The 18716-nt window shown below is 37.5% G+C and carries 17 protein-coding genes; 11 read left to right on the top strand and 6 right to left on the bottom strand.

Annotated features, from left to right (window positions below):
* The first annotated feature begins 13 nt into the window (after positions 1-13).
* The 10 genes from eutB to AADH04_RS11495 all read left to right on the top strand — a co-directional run bounded on the left by eutB (position 14) and on the right by AADH04_RS11495 (position 11163).
* Positions 14-2323, top strand: a complete 2310-nt coding sequence (eutB, locus tag AADH04_RS11540) for an ethanolamine ammonia-lyase subunit EutB (RefSeq protein ID WP_434777425.1) — start codon at positions 14-16, stop codon at positions 2321-2323.
* A 133-nt stretch (positions 2324-2456) separates the two neighbouring features.
* The gene (locus AADH04_RS11535) at positions 2457-2714 is read left to right on the top strand and encodes a TfoX/Sxy family DNA transformation protein (RefSeq protein ID WP_434777424.1); all 258 of its coding nucleotides are present in this window, start codon (positions 2457-2459) and stop codon (positions 2712-2714) included.
* A gap of 226 nt (positions 2715-2940) precedes the next feature.
* Positions 2941-3786: an AraC family transcriptional regulator gene (locus AADH04_RS11530; protein ID WP_434777423.1), complete on the top strand. Its 846-nt coding sequence runs from the start codon at positions 2941-2943 to the stop codon at positions 3784-3786.
* Between the two features lie 205 nt (positions 3787-3991).
* Positions 3992-5593, top strand: coding sequence for a UxaA family hydrolase (locus tag AADH04_RS11525; RefSeq protein ID WP_434777422.1), 1602 nt, complete (start codon positions 3992-3994; stop codon positions 5591-5593).
* Between the two features lie 15 nt (positions 5594-5608).
* Positions 5609-6454, top strand: a complete 846-nt coding sequence (locus AADH04_RS11520) for an amidohydrolase family protein (RefSeq protein WP_434777421.1) — start codon at positions 5609-5611, stop codon at positions 6452-6454.
* Between the two features lie 28 nt (positions 6455-6482).
* Positions 6483-7265 (top strand): SDR family oxidoreductase, encoded by a 783-nt coding sequence (locus AADH04_RS11515; RefSeq protein ID WP_434777420.1) that lies wholly within the window; start codon positions 6483-6485, stop codon positions 7263-7265.
* On the top strand, positions 7262-7609 hold the full coding sequence (locus tag AADH04_RS11510) for an L-rhamnose mutarotase (protein ID WP_434777419.1): 348 nt from the start codon (positions 7262-7264) through the stop codon (positions 7607-7609). The genes AADH04_RS11515 and AADH04_RS11510 overlap by 4 nt, the downstream gene beginning before the upstream one ends.
* Positions 7610-7723: 114 nt before the next feature.
* The gene (gene fucP / locus AADH04_RS11505) at positions 7724-9046 is read left to right on the top strand and encodes an L-fucose:H+ symporter permease (RefSeq protein WP_434777418.1); all 1323 of its coding nucleotides are present in this window, start codon (positions 7724-7726) and stop codon (positions 9044-9046) included.
* Positions 9047-9068: 22 nt separating this feature from the next.
* The gene (locus AADH04_RS11500) at positions 9069-10223 is read left to right on the top strand and encodes an iron-containing alcohol dehydrogenase (protein ID WP_434777417.1); all 1155 of its coding nucleotides are present in this window, start codon (positions 9069-9071) and stop codon (positions 10221-10223) included.
* Between the two features lie 28 nt (positions 10224-10251).
* Positions 10252-11163: a dihydrodipicolinate synthase family protein gene (locus tag AADH04_RS11495; protein ID WP_434777416.1), complete on the top strand. Its 912-nt coding sequence runs from the start codon at positions 10252-10254 to the stop codon at positions 11161-11163.
* Between the two features lie 229 nt (positions 11164-11392).
* On the opposite strand, the gene AADH04_RS11490 is transcribed toward AADH04_RS11495, so the two are convergent.
* The 4 genes from AADH04_RS11490 to AADH04_RS11475 all read right to left on the bottom strand — a co-directional run bounded on the left by AADH04_RS11490 (position 11393) and on the right by AADH04_RS11475 (position 14099).
* Positions 11393-11806, bottom strand: a complete 414-nt coding sequence (locus tag AADH04_RS11490) for a hypothetical protein (protein WP_434777415.1) — start codon at positions 11804-11806, stop codon at positions 11393-11395.
* Between the two features lie 12 nt (positions 11807-11818).
* Positions 11819-12643: an EndoU domain-containing protein gene (locus AADH04_RS11485; RefSeq protein ID WP_434777414.1), complete on the bottom strand. Its 825-nt coding sequence runs from the start codon at positions 12641-12643 to the stop codon at positions 11819-11821.
* Positions 12618-13157 carry a hypothetical protein gene (locus AADH04_RS11480; protein ID WP_434777413.1) on the bottom strand — a complete coding sequence of 180 codons (540 nt, stop codon included), beginning with the start codon at positions 13155-13157 and terminating at the stop codon, positions 12618-12620. Before AADH04_RS11480 ends, AADH04_RS11485 begins: the two co-directional genes overlap by 26 nt.
* Before the next feature lie 177 nt (positions 13158-13334).
* Complete coding sequence (locus tag AADH04_RS11475) at positions 13335-14099, bottom strand: phosphodiester glycosidase family protein (protein WP_434777412.1); 765 nt, start codon at positions 14097-14099, stop codon at positions 13335-13337.
* A gap of 207 nt (positions 14100-14306) precedes the next feature.
* On the opposite strand from AADH04_RS11475, the gene AADH04_RS11470 reads away from it, so the two are divergent.
* A complete protein-coding gene (locus AADH04_RS11470) occupies positions 14307-15704 on the top strand; it encodes an FAD-binding protein (protein WP_434777411.1) in 1398 nt (465 codons plus the stop codon).
* 345 nt (positions 15705-16049) lie between these two features.
* On the opposite strand, the gene AADH04_RS11465 is transcribed toward AADH04_RS11470, so the two are convergent.
* Positions 16050-17351: a M16 family metallopeptidase gene (locus AADH04_RS11465; protein ID WP_434777410.1), complete on the bottom strand. Its 1302-nt coding sequence runs from the start codon at positions 17349-17351 to the stop codon at positions 16050-16052.
* Positions 17341-18711: a M16 family metallopeptidase gene (locus AADH04_RS11460; RefSeq protein WP_434777409.1), complete on the bottom strand. Its 1371-nt coding sequence runs from the start codon at positions 18709-18711 to the stop codon at positions 17341-17343. Before AADH04_RS11460 ends, AADH04_RS11465 begins: the two co-directional genes overlap by 11 nt.
* Between the last annotated feature and the right edge of the window lie 5 nt (positions 18712-18716).

Below are 18716 nucleotides of genomic sequence, written 5' to 3'. Positions count from 1 at the left end.
AGGGAGTATGGATATGGATAACGAAATGAGCCCTCAGCAAATTCAGGATATTGTACAAAGAGTCCTGAGTAACCTGTCGGTAAATAATGCAAACCAACCTGTTACCAGCAACAATATAAGCGCTGTCACAATACCGTCAGATTATGTAGATGATTTGATTCCACTGAATCAAATCCATGTACCCACCCCAAAACCACCTCAAACATACCATATTGAACTTTTAGGTAGAACATATCAGTTTGAAGGTTTAAAACAATTACTGGGTAATGCTGACATCAGCAAAGCGGGGGATCGTGTTGCTAAATTGGCAGCAGAAGACGAAATCACCCGTGAAGCAGCACGTAGTGTTTTATCCGATTTAACTTTGCAACATATTTATGATAATCCATTAACCGATAATCGTGGTCAAGTTGATAGCGTGATGCGTGTGAACTACGCAATTGATTTAACGGTTTTTGCTGAAATTGCCCACTTAACTGTAGGTGAATTAAAAGACTTACTCATGCAATCAACTGGTCGCGAAGTTCGCCGTATTGGTACAGGGTTAACTGGTGTGATGGCCGCAGCAGTAGCTAAATTACTTGATGTACATGAATTGCTTTATATTGCCAGAAAACTTAAAACAGGTGCATCAGCTAAAGCCAGAACCTTATTAGGTCTACCTGGCACATTATCTTCACGCTTACAGCCTAACCACCCTACTGACAACTTAGATGGCATCACTATGTTGGTTTACACTGGCCTAAGTATGGGTTCAGGGGATGCTATGTTTGGCTTAAACCCTGCAATTGACACTGTTGAAAACATCAACAGTATTTTATTCCATTTAGAACGCCTCAGAGAAGAAACTGGCGTGCCGACACAAATATGTGTGTTGTCTCATATCAAAACACAATTACAGTGTTTAGAGTCTGGTGCACCAGTTGAAATCATGTTCCAAAGTATTGCCGGTACGGATGCGACTTTAATTGAAGAGTTTGATGTGACTATTGATCTACTTGATCAAGCTTACTTAACCATGAAAGAAAAAGGTCCATTAGCTGGCAAAGCCGAAAACTGGATGTATTTTGAAACAGGCCAAGGCAGTGAAGTGAGTTACGATAAACACAATGGTATGGATATGGCCACAACTGAAGCACTATGTTACGGTTTAGCGCGTCGTTATCGCCCATTTATGCTAAACAATGTGACCGGTTTTATTGGCCCTGAAACCCATCTTGATAACTTTGAAATGATTTATTCAAACTTACAAGACCACTTTATGGGTAAACTGCTTGGCTTACCAATGGGGATGGCCCCTTGCTTCACGCTGCACTCAAAAGTAACCACTGAAGGCCAACAAATTGCAACAGAATTGCTCACTACAGCAGGCTGTAACTACTATATGGATGTGTATTTAAATACCGACCGTATGTTGGCTTACTTTGACACCAGTGCCCATGATGATCAAACCATGCGTGAGATTCATAACCTCAAACCAGCACCAGAATACCTACGTTGGGCGATTAGTAAAGGTATTTTCATTGAAGACGAGGATGGCAATATCAAAAGAGGCCCTAACTGGGGTAACCCTCGTATCTTCTGTACCTCTGATGGTGAGTTACAACGTTTAAATGAGTCATTACCCGCATCTTATGGTTATGAAAATGCTGGCCCAAGACCATCAAATAAAGTCACCCGTTTGGTTAAAGCCAACCAAGCCATTGCACGTGAGGCTATTTATGCACAGCTTCGCCCAAGTGATTTAGGTTCTGTGCCTATGCGCATTGTGTCTACTGCAGCACCTGATAAAGAAGCACATTTAGGTGATCCAGACTTAGGTAGCCATATGGTCGGTGATTTGGCCATTGAACACAAAGATGTACAAATTGTGATTTCTGATGGTTTAAGCGCAGAAGCCATTCACCATAATATTCCAGAATTATTGCCTGTATTAATTGATGGTTTAAAAGCCAACAATTTAAGCGTTGGCGAAACCATTCTGGCACCATATGGTCGTGTGAAACTGGCAGAGTCAATTGGAGACGCTTTAGAACCAAAAGTGATTGTGATTCTATTGGGTGAGCGCCCAGGAGGAGATGCTTTAGCTTCTCGCAGTATGTCTGCCTATATCCATTATCGTTTAGCAGATGAACAAACTCGTCAAGCTGCTGTTGCTTTTAGTGGTAACCCTGATATTCGCTACGAAAACACAGTTATTTCTAACATCTATTCTGGTGGTCTTGTGCCACTTGAAGCAGGTAGTGTGATTGTAGAAAGAATTATGGAAATGTTGAAATTTAAAGCAGGTGGTAACCGCCTAGAAAAACTAAGACAAAAATAGCTTATTATTTTGTTGAAAAAAGCCATTGGATTCTAACCAATGGCTTTTTTACTCTATGATTAACTGGCTTTAGCATCACTTAAATTCATTGTTCTACCCTACTCACTTTTCAATGATTAAGGTTGGTGGTTTAATGGACGAATTACTCAAATTACCTAATATTGGCAAAATACTGGCTCAAAATTTACTGGCTGTTGGCATTGACACACCAGAGAAATTACGCCAAATAGGCAGTAAACAAGCATTTTTACTGATTAAAACCCAACAAGACTCTGATGCTTGCTTGCATATGTTGTATGGTATTCAAAGCGCCATAGAAGGGATTGCAGACAAGTTTTTAGCAGAAGAAACCAAACTGGATTTAAAAAATTTCTTCATCGCTTTACCCTAATTATTCGCCAGCATATATCCCGTTTGCAATTGATATGATTTTATATAAAATTTATATAATTAAAAATAAAATCAAAAAGTTATATCTAGAAATTTAAGGCAATTAAATATTTATACTTATCTATATATATTTCCCTAAACCAAGCTTGTCTTTTATCTCGAAATAAGCTACCTTAACCTTATTGTCACTCAGGTTATACAATTACTTTAGTGTAAAGGAAATTTTTATGTCACAAGCGAGTGTCTATAAAAGAACCATTCCCAGCAGTTCTTGCTTGGCATTCCAAACCATTACACATGATTTTCGTTCAACTTGGCATGCTCATCCAGAATTTGAGATTGTGTATATTGAATCTGGCTTAGGCTGTTTACAATATGGCGAACAACAAAAGCAATACTCTCAAGGAGATATTCTGGTATTAGGGCCTTGGGTACCACATGAATTTTTAGAAAAAAGCAGTAATCATCAATCTATTTCTTTATTATTTAACTATGATTTTATTACGCCTGGTTTTTTTGATTGTGAACTCACACAGGAAATTAAGGCTTTTTTACACAAAGCATCAGCAGGGATTATTTTTCGCGAAAAAATGAGCCATGCAGAATCAGACATCATCAAACTGATTTTGGCAAAAACAGGCCTAGAACAAGCCATTAATCTGTTATTCTTATTAAAAAAATTATCTATCCAAAAAGAATCAGACGTATTATCTGATCAGCCTAAAGACCCCTTTAAACATAAAAAATACGCAAAACTGCAAGATATTTTATATTTCATCAATAAAAACGCTCATCGTAAATTATTGGTTGAAGAAGTTGCGGAAAACTTTTACCTCTCTCGCAGTCACTTCTCTCGTTTCTTTTATGAACAAACAGGTAAAAATTTTTCACAGTATTTATTATCGATCCGAGTGGAACGCGCCTGCCACTTACTCAAACACACAGAAAAATCAATTACCCAAATCAGCCAAGAAGTAGGCTTTGATTCAATTTCATCTTTTAACCGTGGCTTTTTACAGCAAAAAAGCATGTCTCCCAGAAATTACCGCAAAATCCAGCAAAGTCCTTCATAATATTTTTTGAGCCTGCTTTTTTTATACCCTTTTTAGTTTGACTTTGGTCAAAACCCTTCTCTTTTACTCAAGAACTATTCTCATTTCAAAGAATTTGCACAATTTTGGGTCATTTTTGCGTATTCGCTTTCTTATAAATTATTTATGGTTGATGCAACGATTCTTATTCGGCACTAAATCAGTTTGAACATCATTGGAGCTTGTCATGCAAAAAACCTTACTTATTCACCCTGATGACAATTTAATGGTCGCATTAAAAGACCTAACGGCGGGGCAAACCGTTCACTGGCAAGGACAAGCTTATACCTTAATCACCGACGTGCCGGCAAAACATAAATTTGTGACAGAAGACAGAGCTGTTGGTGATATTGTTTATATGTATGGCGTACCTGTAGGCAAAGCAACCAAACCATTAAAAAAAGGTGAACGGGTCACAACAGAAAACATTAAACATTATGCAAAACAAGTTCAATTAACAGATAACCAACCTTATCATTGGACCGCACCAGATGTGAGTGGCTGGCAAAATCGTACTTTCAAGGGTGTTATACGTGAAGATGGGCGTGTGGGCACAGCTAATTACTGGCTGATTATTCCACTGGTTTTTTGTCAAAACCGTAATGTACAAAAACTTCAAGAGGCATTAGCGAAACCTTTAGGATATAGCCAAGACCAATATAGTGATGTAACTTTATCTTTATTGGGTCAAACTACCCTTGAAAAACCTATAACGCCTAACCGCCCTTTTCCTAATATAGATGGTATTCGTACTTTAACGGTGAATAGCGGCTGTGGCGGTACCGCATATGACTCAAAATCTTTATGTAAAGTATTGGCCGCTTATGCTGATCACCCAAATGTAGCCGGTATTACTGTCTTTAGCTTAGGCTGTGAAAAAGCCCAAGTTTCTATTTTTGATCAAGTGTTAAAAGAGAGAAATCCTCAATTTAATAAGCCTTATTTGTTTTTCAAACAGCAAGAATGGGCCAGTGAAGATGAAATGATGGCACAAGCCATTAAACAAACATTTGAACAACTTAAGCTAGCTAATGAAGTGAAACGTCAGCCTGTGCCTTTATCGAAATTAAAAATTGGGGTCAAATGTGGTGGCTCTGACGGTTTTTCAGGTATCTCTGCCAATCCTGCTATGGGCATTGTTTCCGATATTGTGGTGACACTGGGTGGTGCCTCAGCCTTAGCAGAATTTCCTGAATTATGTGGCGCAGAAGGCAATATGGTGTCTCGCTGTATTCATGAACAAGACAAAGTACACTTTTTAGAACTCATGCAACATTATGAACAAGAAGCCAATAGTTGTGGTGCATCAATTTCTGACAACCCTAGCCCAGGCAATATTAAAGATGGCTTAATTACAGATGCCATTAAATCAACGGGTGCAGCAAAAAAAGCAGGCAATGCCCCTATTAGTGCTGTAGTCGATTACAGCGAACCTATGGCTGAATCAGGTTTATCTTTAGTGTGTACACCAGGCAATGACTTAGAGGCAGTCACAGGCCAAGTAGCAGCTGGAGCCAATGTTGTGATTTTTTCTACTGGTTTAGGCACCCCTACAGGAAACCCGATTGTTCCTGTACTGAAAATTGCCACCAATACACAAGTGGCACAAAAATTACCTCATATGATCGATTTTGACTGTGGGCCTGTTATAGAAGGGGTACCTTTGCAAGAAGTGGCAGAACAATTGCTGGAAAAAGTGATCGCAACGGCCAGTGGCGAATATATTGTTCAAGCAGATCGTTTAGAACAATACGACTTTTTGTTCTGGAAACGCAATGTTTCTTTATAAAACAGGAGGTGCTCAATGACTCATCAAATTAAACGTGTGGATGCGCATCAGCATTTTTGGGTATACCAAGACCGTGATTATAGCTGGATTACGGATGAGATGCCTGCACTGAAACAGGATCGTTTACCAAACGACTTATACCCTCTTTTACAAAAACATGGCTTTGATGGCTGTATTGCTGTACAGGCTCGTCAAACAAACGAAGAAACAGCATTTCTCACCCAGCTAGCACAACAAAACCCATGGATTTTAGGGGTTATTGGTTGGCTTGATTTACGTAGCCCATCATTAGAAAAAGAACTGGAACAATGGCAAGCATATTCAATCATCAAAGGTTATCGTCACATTGTTCAAGATGAGCCCAAACCTGCTGAATTTTTAGCAGACCCAGCATTTAATCGGGGGGTCGATATTGTCCTTAATCAGAACAAAATTTATGAAGTTTTGATTCATGCAAAAGATCTGGCAGCAGCAACAGATTTTTGTCGAAGACATGATCAAGCTATTTTGGTACTGGATCATGTTGGTAAACCCAATATTGGGCACGAAAGTGCAAAAGACTGGCAAAAGCGCTTACAACCATTAGCACAGCAAAAACATGTGTATTGCAAATTATCTGGTTTGATTACAGAAGCTGGTAATCATTGGCAGCAAATAGACATATTGCCTTATATAGAAGTTGCATTAGAACTATTTGGCCCCAATAGGCTCATGTTTGGCTCGGACTGGCCTGTATGTTTACTGAGCGGTCAATACGCCCAAGTATATAGTTTGGTCGAACAGGCTATGAATAACCTAACCCAAGATGAGCAAAATGCTATTTGGGGAATGAATGCAAAAAAAGTTTATCAATTAAGTTAATACGAATGTCCCTTTTAGGAGAAGTAACATGGATTTATTTATTAAAGACAAAGTCTATATTATCACTGGAGGCGGTTCAGGCATTGGTGGCGGAATATCGGTGGCATTGGCACGTGAAGGTGCGATTCCCGTTATTTTTGGACGCAGTGACTTAACAGAAGAAGTTGCCAGTGTGATTTATGATTTACAGCCTAAAACATTATTCATCAAACTGGATTTAGCCAATAACGACTCAGGTATTGAAAATGCCATAAAAGAAGTTGTACACAAATTAGGCCGAATAGATGGTTTAGTTAATTGTGCTGGCGCCAATGATGGTATTGCTTTAGAAGATGAACCTAATGCTTTTAGAAAATCATTAGAAAATAATTTAATCCATTATTTTACCATGGCACATTTTTGTATTGATGAGCTTAAAAAAACCAAAGGCACTATTTTAAATGTCAGCTCAAAAACAGCACTTACAGGTCAAGGAAACACAAGTGCTTATACTGCGGCAAAAGGTGCGCAGCTTTCTTTAACCCGAGAATGGGCGGCTTCTTATTTAAAAGATGGTATCCGTGTCAATTGCCTGATTCCAGCAGAAGTCTGGACGCCACTTTATGAAAAATGGATCAACACTTTTGATGATCCTCAAGCAAAATTAGAAACCATTACCCGCAATATTCCCCTAGAAAAACGCATGACAACAGTGGAAGAAATGGCCGATACCGCAGTATTTATTCTTTCTCCACGTTCCTCTCACACAACAGGTCAATGGATTATTCCAGACGGCGGTTATACACATTTAGACAGGGCCTTAACAGCATGAGCAAAATCACGCGATATTGTCAGGCTTTGGATTTAGTGGATGAGGCTAACCTGATTAAAGAATACGAAACCATTCACCAACAAATATGGCCCGAGGTCGCCCAAAACATTCGCCACAGTGGCATAGTGGATATGCAAATATGGCGTCTTGGTACCCGCTTATTCATGATTATGGATGTTGATGAAACCTTTTCTTTTGAACGCTCTGCACAGCTAAACAACAACCCAACCGTGATCAAATGGGAAGAACAAATGTGGCGGTTTCAAAAGCCTACTCCTTGGACCCCAGATGGCAGCAAATGGGTTTTAATGGAGCAGATATTTGACTTAAGCAAACAACCATAACATCAAAAAAACAGCGACAAGGCATACATAAAATTGTCTGCCTTTGGTCAAACACACACTCAACATTTTTACAAACCCACTCTATTTTACAGATAACGAAGATAGGAAGCGGCTATGAGTGAAACAAACACAACAGAGTCAATTGTCAGCTCTGTAGCAAAAAATACGAACAATAACCAAAAGGATCACACCATGACAAAAGCAAAAATTACTGACCCTAAATATAGAACAGCCTTTATATTGGTAACCACCTTGTTTTTTATGTGGGGTTTATCCTATGGTCTGGTCGATGTGCTCAATAAACACTTTCAAGAAACCTTGCATGTCACCAAAGCTCAATCTGGCTTAATTCAGGCGGCTTACTTTGGTGCTTACTTTGTGATTGCACTGCCTGCTGGTCTTTTTATGGAGAAAAAAGGCTATAAAGCAGGCATTATTATGGGGCTATTACTTTATGCAGTAGGTGCCTTACTGTTTGTGCCAGCAGCCAATGCCAATAGTTTTTATTTTTTCTTGGTGGCGCTATTTGTACTGGCTTTAGGACTTGGCTGTTTAGAAACCGCAGCGAACCCTTATTCGGCTGCGCTGGGAGATCCTAATACAGCAGAAACCCGTTTAAACCTTTCTCAATCTTTTAATGGCTTAGGCCAATTTGTAGGCCCTTTAATTGGCGGGTTACTGTTTTTTGAAGGAGGAGAAAAAGCAGCACAAGCCGTTAGCGATGCAGGCGGTGGACAAACAGCAGTGATGGTGACTTATGTTGTGATTGCCATAGTGGTTTTATGCTTAATGTGCTTTATTGCCAAAACCCCTCTTCCTGATTTAAGAAGCAATGAAGCTCAACTGGATGCGCAAGAATCCACAACAGGCAAAAACTCGATTTGGGCACATAAAGAATTTGTATTTGGTGTGTTTACTCAGTTTGTTTATGTCGCAGCACAAGTTGGTGTAGGTGCCTTCTTTATTAATTTAACCGTTGAATGTTGGCCAGAGGCTACCAGCCAAAAAGGTGCTTACCTATTATCCATTGCCATGTTGTGTTTGATGATCGGCCGCTTTGCCAGTACAGGTATTATGACCAAAGTTGCACCTGCTAAACTATTAACCATTTATGGTGTGATTTGTGTGATTTTATCAGCACTTGCTGCTGCTGCGATTGACTATGTATCGGTTATTGCGGTTGTGGGTATTTTCTTCTTTATTTCAATTATGTTCCCCACCATTTTTGCCATGGGGGTGAAAAACCTAGGCTCAAAAACCAAATTAGGCAGCTCTTTTATGATTATGGCCATTGTAGGCGGTGCCATTATGCCCTTCTTTATGGGTAAGGTTGCCGACAGTAGCCATATTTCTACTTCCTATATTTTGCCTTTATTTTGTTTTGTTGTGGTGGTTATCTATGGTGCCACTTACCACAAACTGCACAAAACACACTAATTTATATTGAAAGGAAATCATCATGGAAACAGCAAAAACCATATACTGGCCAGCCATTAATAATATTGGCCCAGACTCATTAAAACTTGTTGGTCCCCAAGTAAAAGAGCTCGGTTATAAAAAGGCATTGCTTGTCAGTGATCAACCATTAATTGATGCAGGTATTGTAAAAAAAGTAACGGATGTATTAGATGAGTCAGGTATTCAATACCATATTTACAGCCAAATTCAACCTAACCCAACCATGAAAAATGTACATGATGGCTTGGTAGCATATCAAACCGAACAATGTGATTTTATTGTCTCAGTTGGTGGCGGTTCCCCCCAAGATGCCGCTAAAGCAATAGCCATTTTAGTCACCAATGGTGGCGAGATTAAAGATTATGAAGGCATTTTCAAATCAACTAAAAAATCGGCACCAATCGTGGCCATTAACACAACCGCAGGTACAGCCAGTGAAGTGACCATTAACTACGTCATCACCAATGAAGACACACATATTAAAATGGTGATGGTGGATAAAAACTGCCTACCCGCTATTTCAGTTAATGATCCACTGTTAATGTTAAATAAACCCGTTTCCCTAACTGCGGCAACAGGTATGGATGCCTTAACCCATGCAATAGAAGCCTATGTTTCAACTGGTGCATATGGTTTAACAGATGCCATTGCTTTAGAATCCATTCGCCTTATTGCTCAATCTTTAGAAACAGCCGTACAAGATGGACAAAATATCGAGGCACGCAACAATATGGCCTATGCCTCATTTATTGCAGGTTTATCTTTTAACAATGCTGGTTTAGGATATGTACACTCAATGGCACATCAACTGGGTGGAATGTATGACTTACCTCACGGTGTATGTAATGCCATTTTACTGCCTGTTGTTGAAGAGTTTAACGCCAGCCATACAGGCGACAAACTCAGAAAAATTGCCGAAATTTTTGGTGAAGACACAACTCATTTAAGTACCGAAGAAGCCAACGCCAAAGCAATTGCCGCAATCCGTCAACTATCTGCGCGCATTGGTATTCCAAAAGGTTTAAAAGAGTTAAGTGTAAAAGAATCTGACTTTGAAACCATGGCGCAAAATGCCTTAAAAGATGCTTGTGCAGGTTGCAACCCACGGCCTGTTAATTTAGAACAAACAATCGCACTTTATCAAAAAGCAATGTAACCAACCAAATAAAAATAAAGGATAAAAAATGACTCAACAAGAAGCAAAAGCATCGGGCCAACCACTATTTCGTGGGGCTTGGTGCCCCTCGGTAACCCCTTTTAATGAACAAGGGCAAATTGATTTTCATGCACTGGAACAGCATTTTAATCGGCTCACTCAATCGGGGATTGATGGTATTTTGCTCATGGGCAGTATTGGTGAATTCGCCACATTAAGCATGAAAGAGCGTCTTGAGCTGATTAAAACCGCGCGTAAAATGACCAACCTACCCATGATTGCTCATGTTTCCAGCACTTGTGTGGATGATATGGTTCACTTAGCACACACAGCTTATGAGCATAACTATGAGGCAGTCATGGCGCTACCCCATTATTACTATGCCCAAACACCTGTACAGCTATTGGCCTACTATGAAGCTTTAGACCAACGCTTTAATGGTAACTGGTTAATTTACAATTTCCCTGCGCGAACCAATTGTGACTTAACAGCCAATTTGGTTGTTGAACTGGCTAAAAAACTGCCCAAATTTGTGGGCATTAAAGACACGGTTGATTGTGCATCACATACTCGTGCCATTGTACGAGCTATGGCTGAAGTACGAACCGATTTCTCCATTTTTGCTGGATTCGACGAATACCTTGTGCCAAACCTAATGAATGGGGGTTCAGGTGTGCTTTCTGGGTTAAATAATGTGGTACCTGAATTATTTGCGCACATTATTCAGGCTTACCATCAAGGCAACTTAACCGAAGTTGCTAAGCTACATCAAGAAATCGGTCGATTATCCGCCATTTACACAATTGGCGAAGATTTTGTCACCACAATCAAAACCACTGTGGGCAAAATGTACGGTTATATGGGGCCACTCTCCAGAAATTATGGTGGTGCATTAAATCAAACACAATTAAAACAAATTGATGCATTGTTTGATTTATAATTAATCGTGATTTAAAAACGATGACCAAGATACAATCATGGTCATCGTTCTGCTGACACGATCTCGTTTATGTTTCTATTTTGATAACAATAGTCCTATTACTTCTTTAACAGTAAATAATAGAACTGTTATGTGGGCTTTATTATTTCTGGTACTAAATGAAAACTACACTACGACCATTACATATTAAAATATCTTATACAATTTATCTCTAAAACTCAAAAAATCGCTAATTAATTTTTTTTAAAAATTCTTCTAAAATTTTTTTGACTGGATCTGTAGATGATATTAATAATTCTTCAATATTTTTCAATATGCTTTTCTTTTGTATATCCTCCAGTTTTAATAAATCTAAACATCTTAACGAATCAATACAAGCGACAAATAAATCTTTATTTTCAGTGTTTATTATTTTCAAAATTACTCTTAATTCATAAGAGTTATGAAAACTTCCTAAGCATTCAACCAATCTTTTTTTCCAAATATCATTTTCTTTTGGGATATCATCAATTAATTTTTCCCATTCATCAATTGAAAACTCCTCTAAAATATCTTGACAAACAAATAAAGCATTATCATACCAATAATCATCATTTATATTTTTACCTTGTAAATAAATATTTAATTCATTAAATAATTCCATACATTAGGCCTCTTATTTTCTTATAAATCCATCCGATATCCCTTGTACATTACCTCCTGTCGGATATCCACTTACTACATTGTTTCTAATTTTTATAACTTCAATTTCTACACCATCAATTACTTGACGATAAAGTTTAGCTCCGTCACGAGCACGATACCCAATTTCAGTGCCGCTTCCTACTTGTTTTATGGAGTCTATTATTTTCGTATCACTCCAACTTTCAGGAAATACCGTACTATTTTTTATTCTAGCTAAATCACCATCAGGAAATTGAGTAGTGTATTTTATTTTTTTTGTCCCATCAGCATTTACTACTATATCTTCCACCGCATAATTAGGGTGAGTATTATTTATTTTTGATATATGTCCACCAATAATATCATTCCTATTTGGATTTTTTCTCTGTCCCCAAAGAATTTTTTCTTCCATTTCTGGCGTAATTACAGAATTAAGCCCTCTATGTTTCTCAACCTCAATCTTCCCTGTCGACCCCTTCTGCAACAACATATCATCAAATTTTAATTCAATAGCCGATATCTTAAGCTGTGGTTGTTTTGCATATCCACTTTGTGGCGTATAGCCCTTTATACTGAAACTCACCCCATCATGCTCAAAATATTTAACATTACTGATATCTCCTACTTTAATCATATTCTTCGTGATGGCTGAGACCGTCTCATCACCACCTAACTTAAGTAGCCTTGAGAGCTGTTTGCCACCTTTAATGGGCACAAACTCACTTAATACTTCTGCTGAACCAAACAGCAGTGCTGTACCCGCTAAACCATAAGTATCAATATTGCTTTGTCTAATAGATTCTATGCTCTGTTCCATTTGTTTTAAATATGGCGCTAAAAGCTGTCCTATATTCTTTTGTATGATTTCTTGGGTAGAAGCACTTGAGGTATAGGTATAACGCTCTTGGATATCTTTTCGCCTTATACTGAACCAACAATTCATCAATCTGCTTTTGTCGTTCTGGATCAATATTTTTTTGTTGCCCATCAGGCAATTCTGGCTCATGTTGCGCCAACACTTTTTTAATCTCAATATGAGCAGCTAGGCCTTTATCTAAATGGGCACACAAACTACCATTGCTGATGGTGATCTTACCTTCTATCTTTTGCCCTTTTGAAGAACGGGCGACTTCTATTGCCAATGCATCGGCAAGCTGTTTTTGTTGTTCAGGATGATAATCTTTAAGAGGGTTTTCTTGTTGTAACTTTTGTTGAACCTCTTCAGTAGCCTCAGGCAACTTATGAGCAATACGCTGTTGCTCTTCTTGTTCTTGCAGCCAGCGTTGCTGTTGTAGAACCTCTAAATCTATTTCTAGCTTTAGGCGTTCCATAGAAAATAATATGTGTGTTTATTTATTTACGAATAAATTATACCATAATAATAAAAATACAAATAAATTTATTTTAAAAGCATTTAAGCTAAGAATTAAAATACCAACTCTGGTTAAACGATCGCTTAATATAATAGGCTAACGATTGATTGCTATTGTAACGACTTCACTGATTCATTATTCAATGGCAATCATTGTCACAAATGGGTGCTTTTGTTCTGGTAATTGCTGATCTGCTGAAAAATACATTTGAGATATCGTGCCATCTAAAAACAATAAGGTATCACAATCTAAATGATCCAACGCAAACTGGGCAAAATCGTAAAAACTCACTTCTTTTTTGCTCATTAAAAAAAATAATTTATTTTGTTTACTCAAACCAACAGCGCTTCTTATTTTTAACGATTTTGATGTTTTTTTCAGTTGGTCATTCATCAAACCATGTTCAATAAGCAATGGTCCTGATTGAACGGCGTAAAGGATATTCTGATTATATTTAAAACTTCTTGATTCAATAATATAAGGAAGATTATTCTCTATATAAAACACACCATTGGGGTTAAAATAAAAATTTCCCTCTCCTGAATGTAAATTAAGCTCAGAAATAATTTGACCATTTTCTATATACAGACCTTCAGGTGTAAATTCTTTCGAATATATGCCCCCATTAGTCACAAAAACCATATCATTTTGAGTCTGATTCAACAAATTGATAAAATGAGTATAAGGTATTCCGTTTTTGTTTTTCCAGTACATTTTTATTTTTTTTGAACCTGGCATGTACACAATAAAATCATCAATAACCAGTTTCTTATTTTCAGCAACTTTCTTTGAAATCAAATCGTTTACTAATTGAACATCATTATTTTGCCGATTATTTAATATCATGATCACAATCATGCTGAAGATGCTGATCCCCACCAATAAAATTATTTTTTTCATTATGCCTCAGATTCAGTTAAATATAGCGTATGCGATCAATCCATATAATAGCTGTAAAAACACTTAATTAAAAATAACCAGTCATAGATTAAATGGCCTTTTATACAAAAACGTTGTTTAATAAGCCCAAGGCTCAAATCGTTTGCTATTCGCTTTTATCTTTTAAAACCTCTATACTCTTTTACTCGAAAAAACAACAAACACAATATGAATCAATATATAAAATATTTTCACGTCCTTTTAAGCGCGCTCATTTTCAGTCAACATTTATTTGCCACCCCAATTATCAGCAATGATATTACACAAATGAACCCTGTCCAAATTCAACAAATCAGCCAACCGACTTCAACAAAACAGGTTATTGATTTGGTTCAATCACATGCTGGCCCCATTTCTATTGCTGGTGGCAAATACAGCATGGGTGGTCAAACAACAACAGAACAAGCTTTGCAAATAGACATCAAAAAAATGAATCATATTATTTCTTTTGACCCAAACAAAAAAGAAATAACAGTTGAAACTGGCATGACTTGGAGACAAATTCAAGAATTTATCGACCCTTATGATCTATCCATTAAAATCATGCAATCTTTTGCTAACTTTACGGTAGGTGGCTCTTTGAGTGTGAATGTACACGGGCGTTATGTGGGAGAAGGCCCAATTATTTTATCGGTTAAACAAATAAAAATCGTTTTGGCCGATGGTTCTTTAATCACAGCCAGCCCAACAGAAAACAAAGAAATATTTTATGGTGCTATTGGTGGGTATGGTGCATTAGGCATCATCACCGAAGCGACTTTGCTGTTAGAAAATAATGTCAAAATAGAACGCATCAGCAAACTTATGCCAATAGACCATTATAAAGATTATTTTGACCAACACATCAAAAATAATCAACAAGCCATTTTCCATAATGGGGTGATTTACCCGCCAGAGTATCGTAAAGTAAGGGCCGTTACTTATGCTCAAACAGACAAGCCTTTAACCAACACAGAACGATTAACACCAATTCAACCCAATTATCAAAAGCAAGAAAAACAGATAAGGTTTGTTGCTAAATCTAAAATAGGCAAACAATTGCGAAAAAGCCATGATTTTTTCTCACACCAAAAACCACTGGTTCAATGGCGCAACCTTGAAGCAAGCCTTGATGTGGCAGAACTAGGACCTATTTCAAATGAACATAGTAGTTTTGTGTTACAAGAATACTTTATCCCTGTTGCACAATTTGATGAATTTTACCCACAATTAGTGGAAATAATCAAAAAACATAAAATAAACATCATTAATATCTCTATTCGACACACCAATAAAGACTCAGGTTCATTAATGGCATGGGCAAAAGATGAAATGTTTGCTTTTGTTATTTACTATCAACAAGGAACAACACAACAAGATAAATTGGCTGTTCAACAATGGACACAAGAATTAATCGAAGCAACCCTTTCTTTACAAGGCAGTTATTACCTACCCTATCAACCTCACGCAACGCTTGAGCAATTTAATCAGGCTTATCCAAATGCCCAATCCTTTTTAAAACTCAAACAACAAGTAGATCCTACCAATAAATTTAGAAATAAATTATGGGATCTTTATTTACAGTAAAAATATTAGTTTTGATTAATAAATAGCCAAGATAATGATTATTTTGGCTATTTATTGTCTTTAAGCCGCCTATGCGGCGGTTAACAGCAAATTATACGAGTATTATTTTAATCAAACAATATGTTATATATAAAAATAGCCCAATAACCCAAATATTTTATGGCATCTTTAATTAATTGATTTTAATAAAATTTTTAAAAAGCGAAAATATTTGGGCTAAAATAGCCTAAAAATGAATATAAAAGCCAACCCTATTCCATTGTTTTTCTAACCTACAATAAAAACACAAATAATAAGGCACCAATTTTAAAAAATTGGCGCCTTATTATTTAAGACAAAAACGAATTATTTACTGCCACCCACAATCACAACATTTAACTCTTCTGCTTTAATGCGTTTTTGCCATGCCTTTTTAATGTCTTCTTTAGTCAATTTTTCTACTTTTGCAGGATAATCATCTAAAAAAGTTAAAGGCAAATCATATTGACCCATTACACTTAAATAACCCAATAATTTTAAGTTACTGTCAAAACGCAATGGGAAACCACCAATAATATTATCTTTAGCCTGCTTTAGCTCTTCATCTGTTGGGCCTTGTTCGATAAACCCAGCCAATGTTTTTTTGGTTAAATCCAATGCTAACTGAGCTTGATCTTTTTTGGTACTAAACCCAATAGTCAAAGGCCCTTTTTGTTTATAAGGTGCTAAAGAACTGCCTACACCATACGTGAGCCCATTTTGATCCCTGAGCACTTTCATTAAACGACTATCAAAACCACCACCACCCAAAATATAATTACCAACTAATAAAGGATAATAGTCGGGGTCATCACGAGTCAAAACGGGTAAAGCCAAACGCACATGTGCTTGAGATGCAGGATGTGCAATACGCTTATCTTGCCCACCTTTTACATCAACGGCGGCAACAACAGATTTTGCCTCTCCCTTTGGTAGCCCTTTTAAAAGATTCACAGCAATTTCATTTGCTTGCTCTTTATCCACATCACCCACAATAGAAACCACTGCATTCGTCGTCACATAGAATTGTTGGTAAAATTGCACCAAGTCTTCTTGTTTAATTGCTCTGATTGTTTGCTCTGTCTGTTTGGCAGAATAACCATAAGGGTGATTCTCATAATTAAGCAAACTGATGGCTCGTGCAGCTAAAAATCCGGGGTCTGTTTCGCTTTGCTTTAATCCCAATATAGAACGATCCTGTTCACGTTTTAACACATTTGGATCAAAACGTGGTTTGGTTAACACAAGGTTCATTAAAGACAATGCTGGTTTGAGCACCTCTGGCTTACTTAAACTTCTTAACTGAACATCAGCACTTTCAAGAGAAGAAGAACTGCCTAAATTAATAGCCAATTGTGCTGTTTTTTGATTAAAGGCCTCTTCATTTAAATCTGCCGAACCTGTATTCAGTAATTCTGCTGTAAAATTGGCGACCCCTATTTTATTCGGCACATCACGGCGTGTCCCTGCATCAAAACTAATATCAATATCAACAATAGGATTTTGATGCGATTGAACCAACATCACTTTTGCACCATTGTCTAATGTCCATGACTGTACTGGCACTGCATAAGCCACAGGAGCCAACAATGCTGACGATAATAAAGCTATTTTTAATTTACCGAACATGATCACCCTCCACCACTTGTGCTGAAGTAGCTGCCTGAGCATTATTGTTTAAAGGTAACGGTTTTAATGTCACAACAGTCAAATTGTCTTCAATCAGGCTTTGTGCTGCTTTTTTGACTTCATTAGCCGTCACACTGAGTTCATTTTTTTTCATGGTTTCTTCATCTTGATAATTAAGGCCATTAATTTCCAAATAGCCCATGCTCATCGCTTGAGAGAACATTGAATCTTTTTGATAAACATCCCCTGCTTCTATCTGATTAAAAATGACCGATAATTCTGATTCAGAGACACCATTTTGCGCAATATCGGCTAACTGAGCTTTAATGTGTTTTTCTAAGTCTTGAACAGTCACATTTTGTGCAGGCGCAGCAATAATGGTGAATAAAGAATTCCCTCTATTTAAATCATCATAACCAACACTTATACTGGTGGCGACTTGCTTTTCTCTAATCAAGTTTTTACTTAAACGGCTGGCCTCATTGCCATCTAAAATAGACGCCAATACACTTAAAGCATAAGGCTCTTTATCATTCACTTTTTCTAAACGAGGGACTTTATAAGATAAAGCCAAAAGCGGCAGCTCTGATGGCGCACTGATTTGCACACGTTTGACACCTGTTTGTTTTGGCTCTTTGGTTAACTGTCTGGTTGGTAAAGGTTGCGCTTTTAAGCCACCAAACAGCTTTTTAACTGTGTTTAGGGTTTCATCAACCTTAACATCACCAACAATAATAATGGTTGCATTGTTTGGTGCATACCACTGCTTATACCAAGCACGCAATTGGTTGGCTTGTAGATGTTCCAAGTCATCCATCCACCCAATAACGGGGTTGCGAATGGGATTGGCAACAAAAGCATTGGTATACAAAGCGTCATACAGTAAACCTATAGGCTGGTCATCCAGACGTAAACGACGTTCTTCTCGAATGACTTTCATTTCATTGGCAAAATCTTTGTCGCTAAAATTTAAATTAACCATACGATCAGCTTCTAAAGCCAGAGCTTCAGGTAATTTAGATGCAGCCAATCGTTGGTAATAAACCGTTTGGCTATTGCCAGTAAAAGCATTATCTTCCCCACCCATAGCAGCTATTTTTCGGCTGAATTGACCAGCAGGCACCTTTTTTGTGCCTTTAAACATCATATGCTCTAATGCATGGCTTAAACCTGTTTGTCCATTTATTTCATCCACTCCACCCACACGATACCAAACTTGTGAAACTGCAACAGGGGCACGGTTATCTTCTTTAATAATGACTTTTAAACCATTTGGTAAAGTTTCTGATACTGTTTTAGCCGAAGAAAGGGACACTCCTAGGCTTAAAAACAATAATAAAGCAATACTTTTATATCGCATTATTT

This window comes from Neisseria sp. Ec49-e6-T10, assembly GCF_051132615.1.
In the GTDB taxonomy this organism is placed as follows: domain Bacteria; phylum Pseudomonadota; class Gammaproteobacteria; order Burkholderiales; family Neisseriaceae.
The sequence above is the reverse complement of the archived record's forward strand: the minus strand, read 5'-3'. Positions and strand labels throughout refer to the sequence as shown.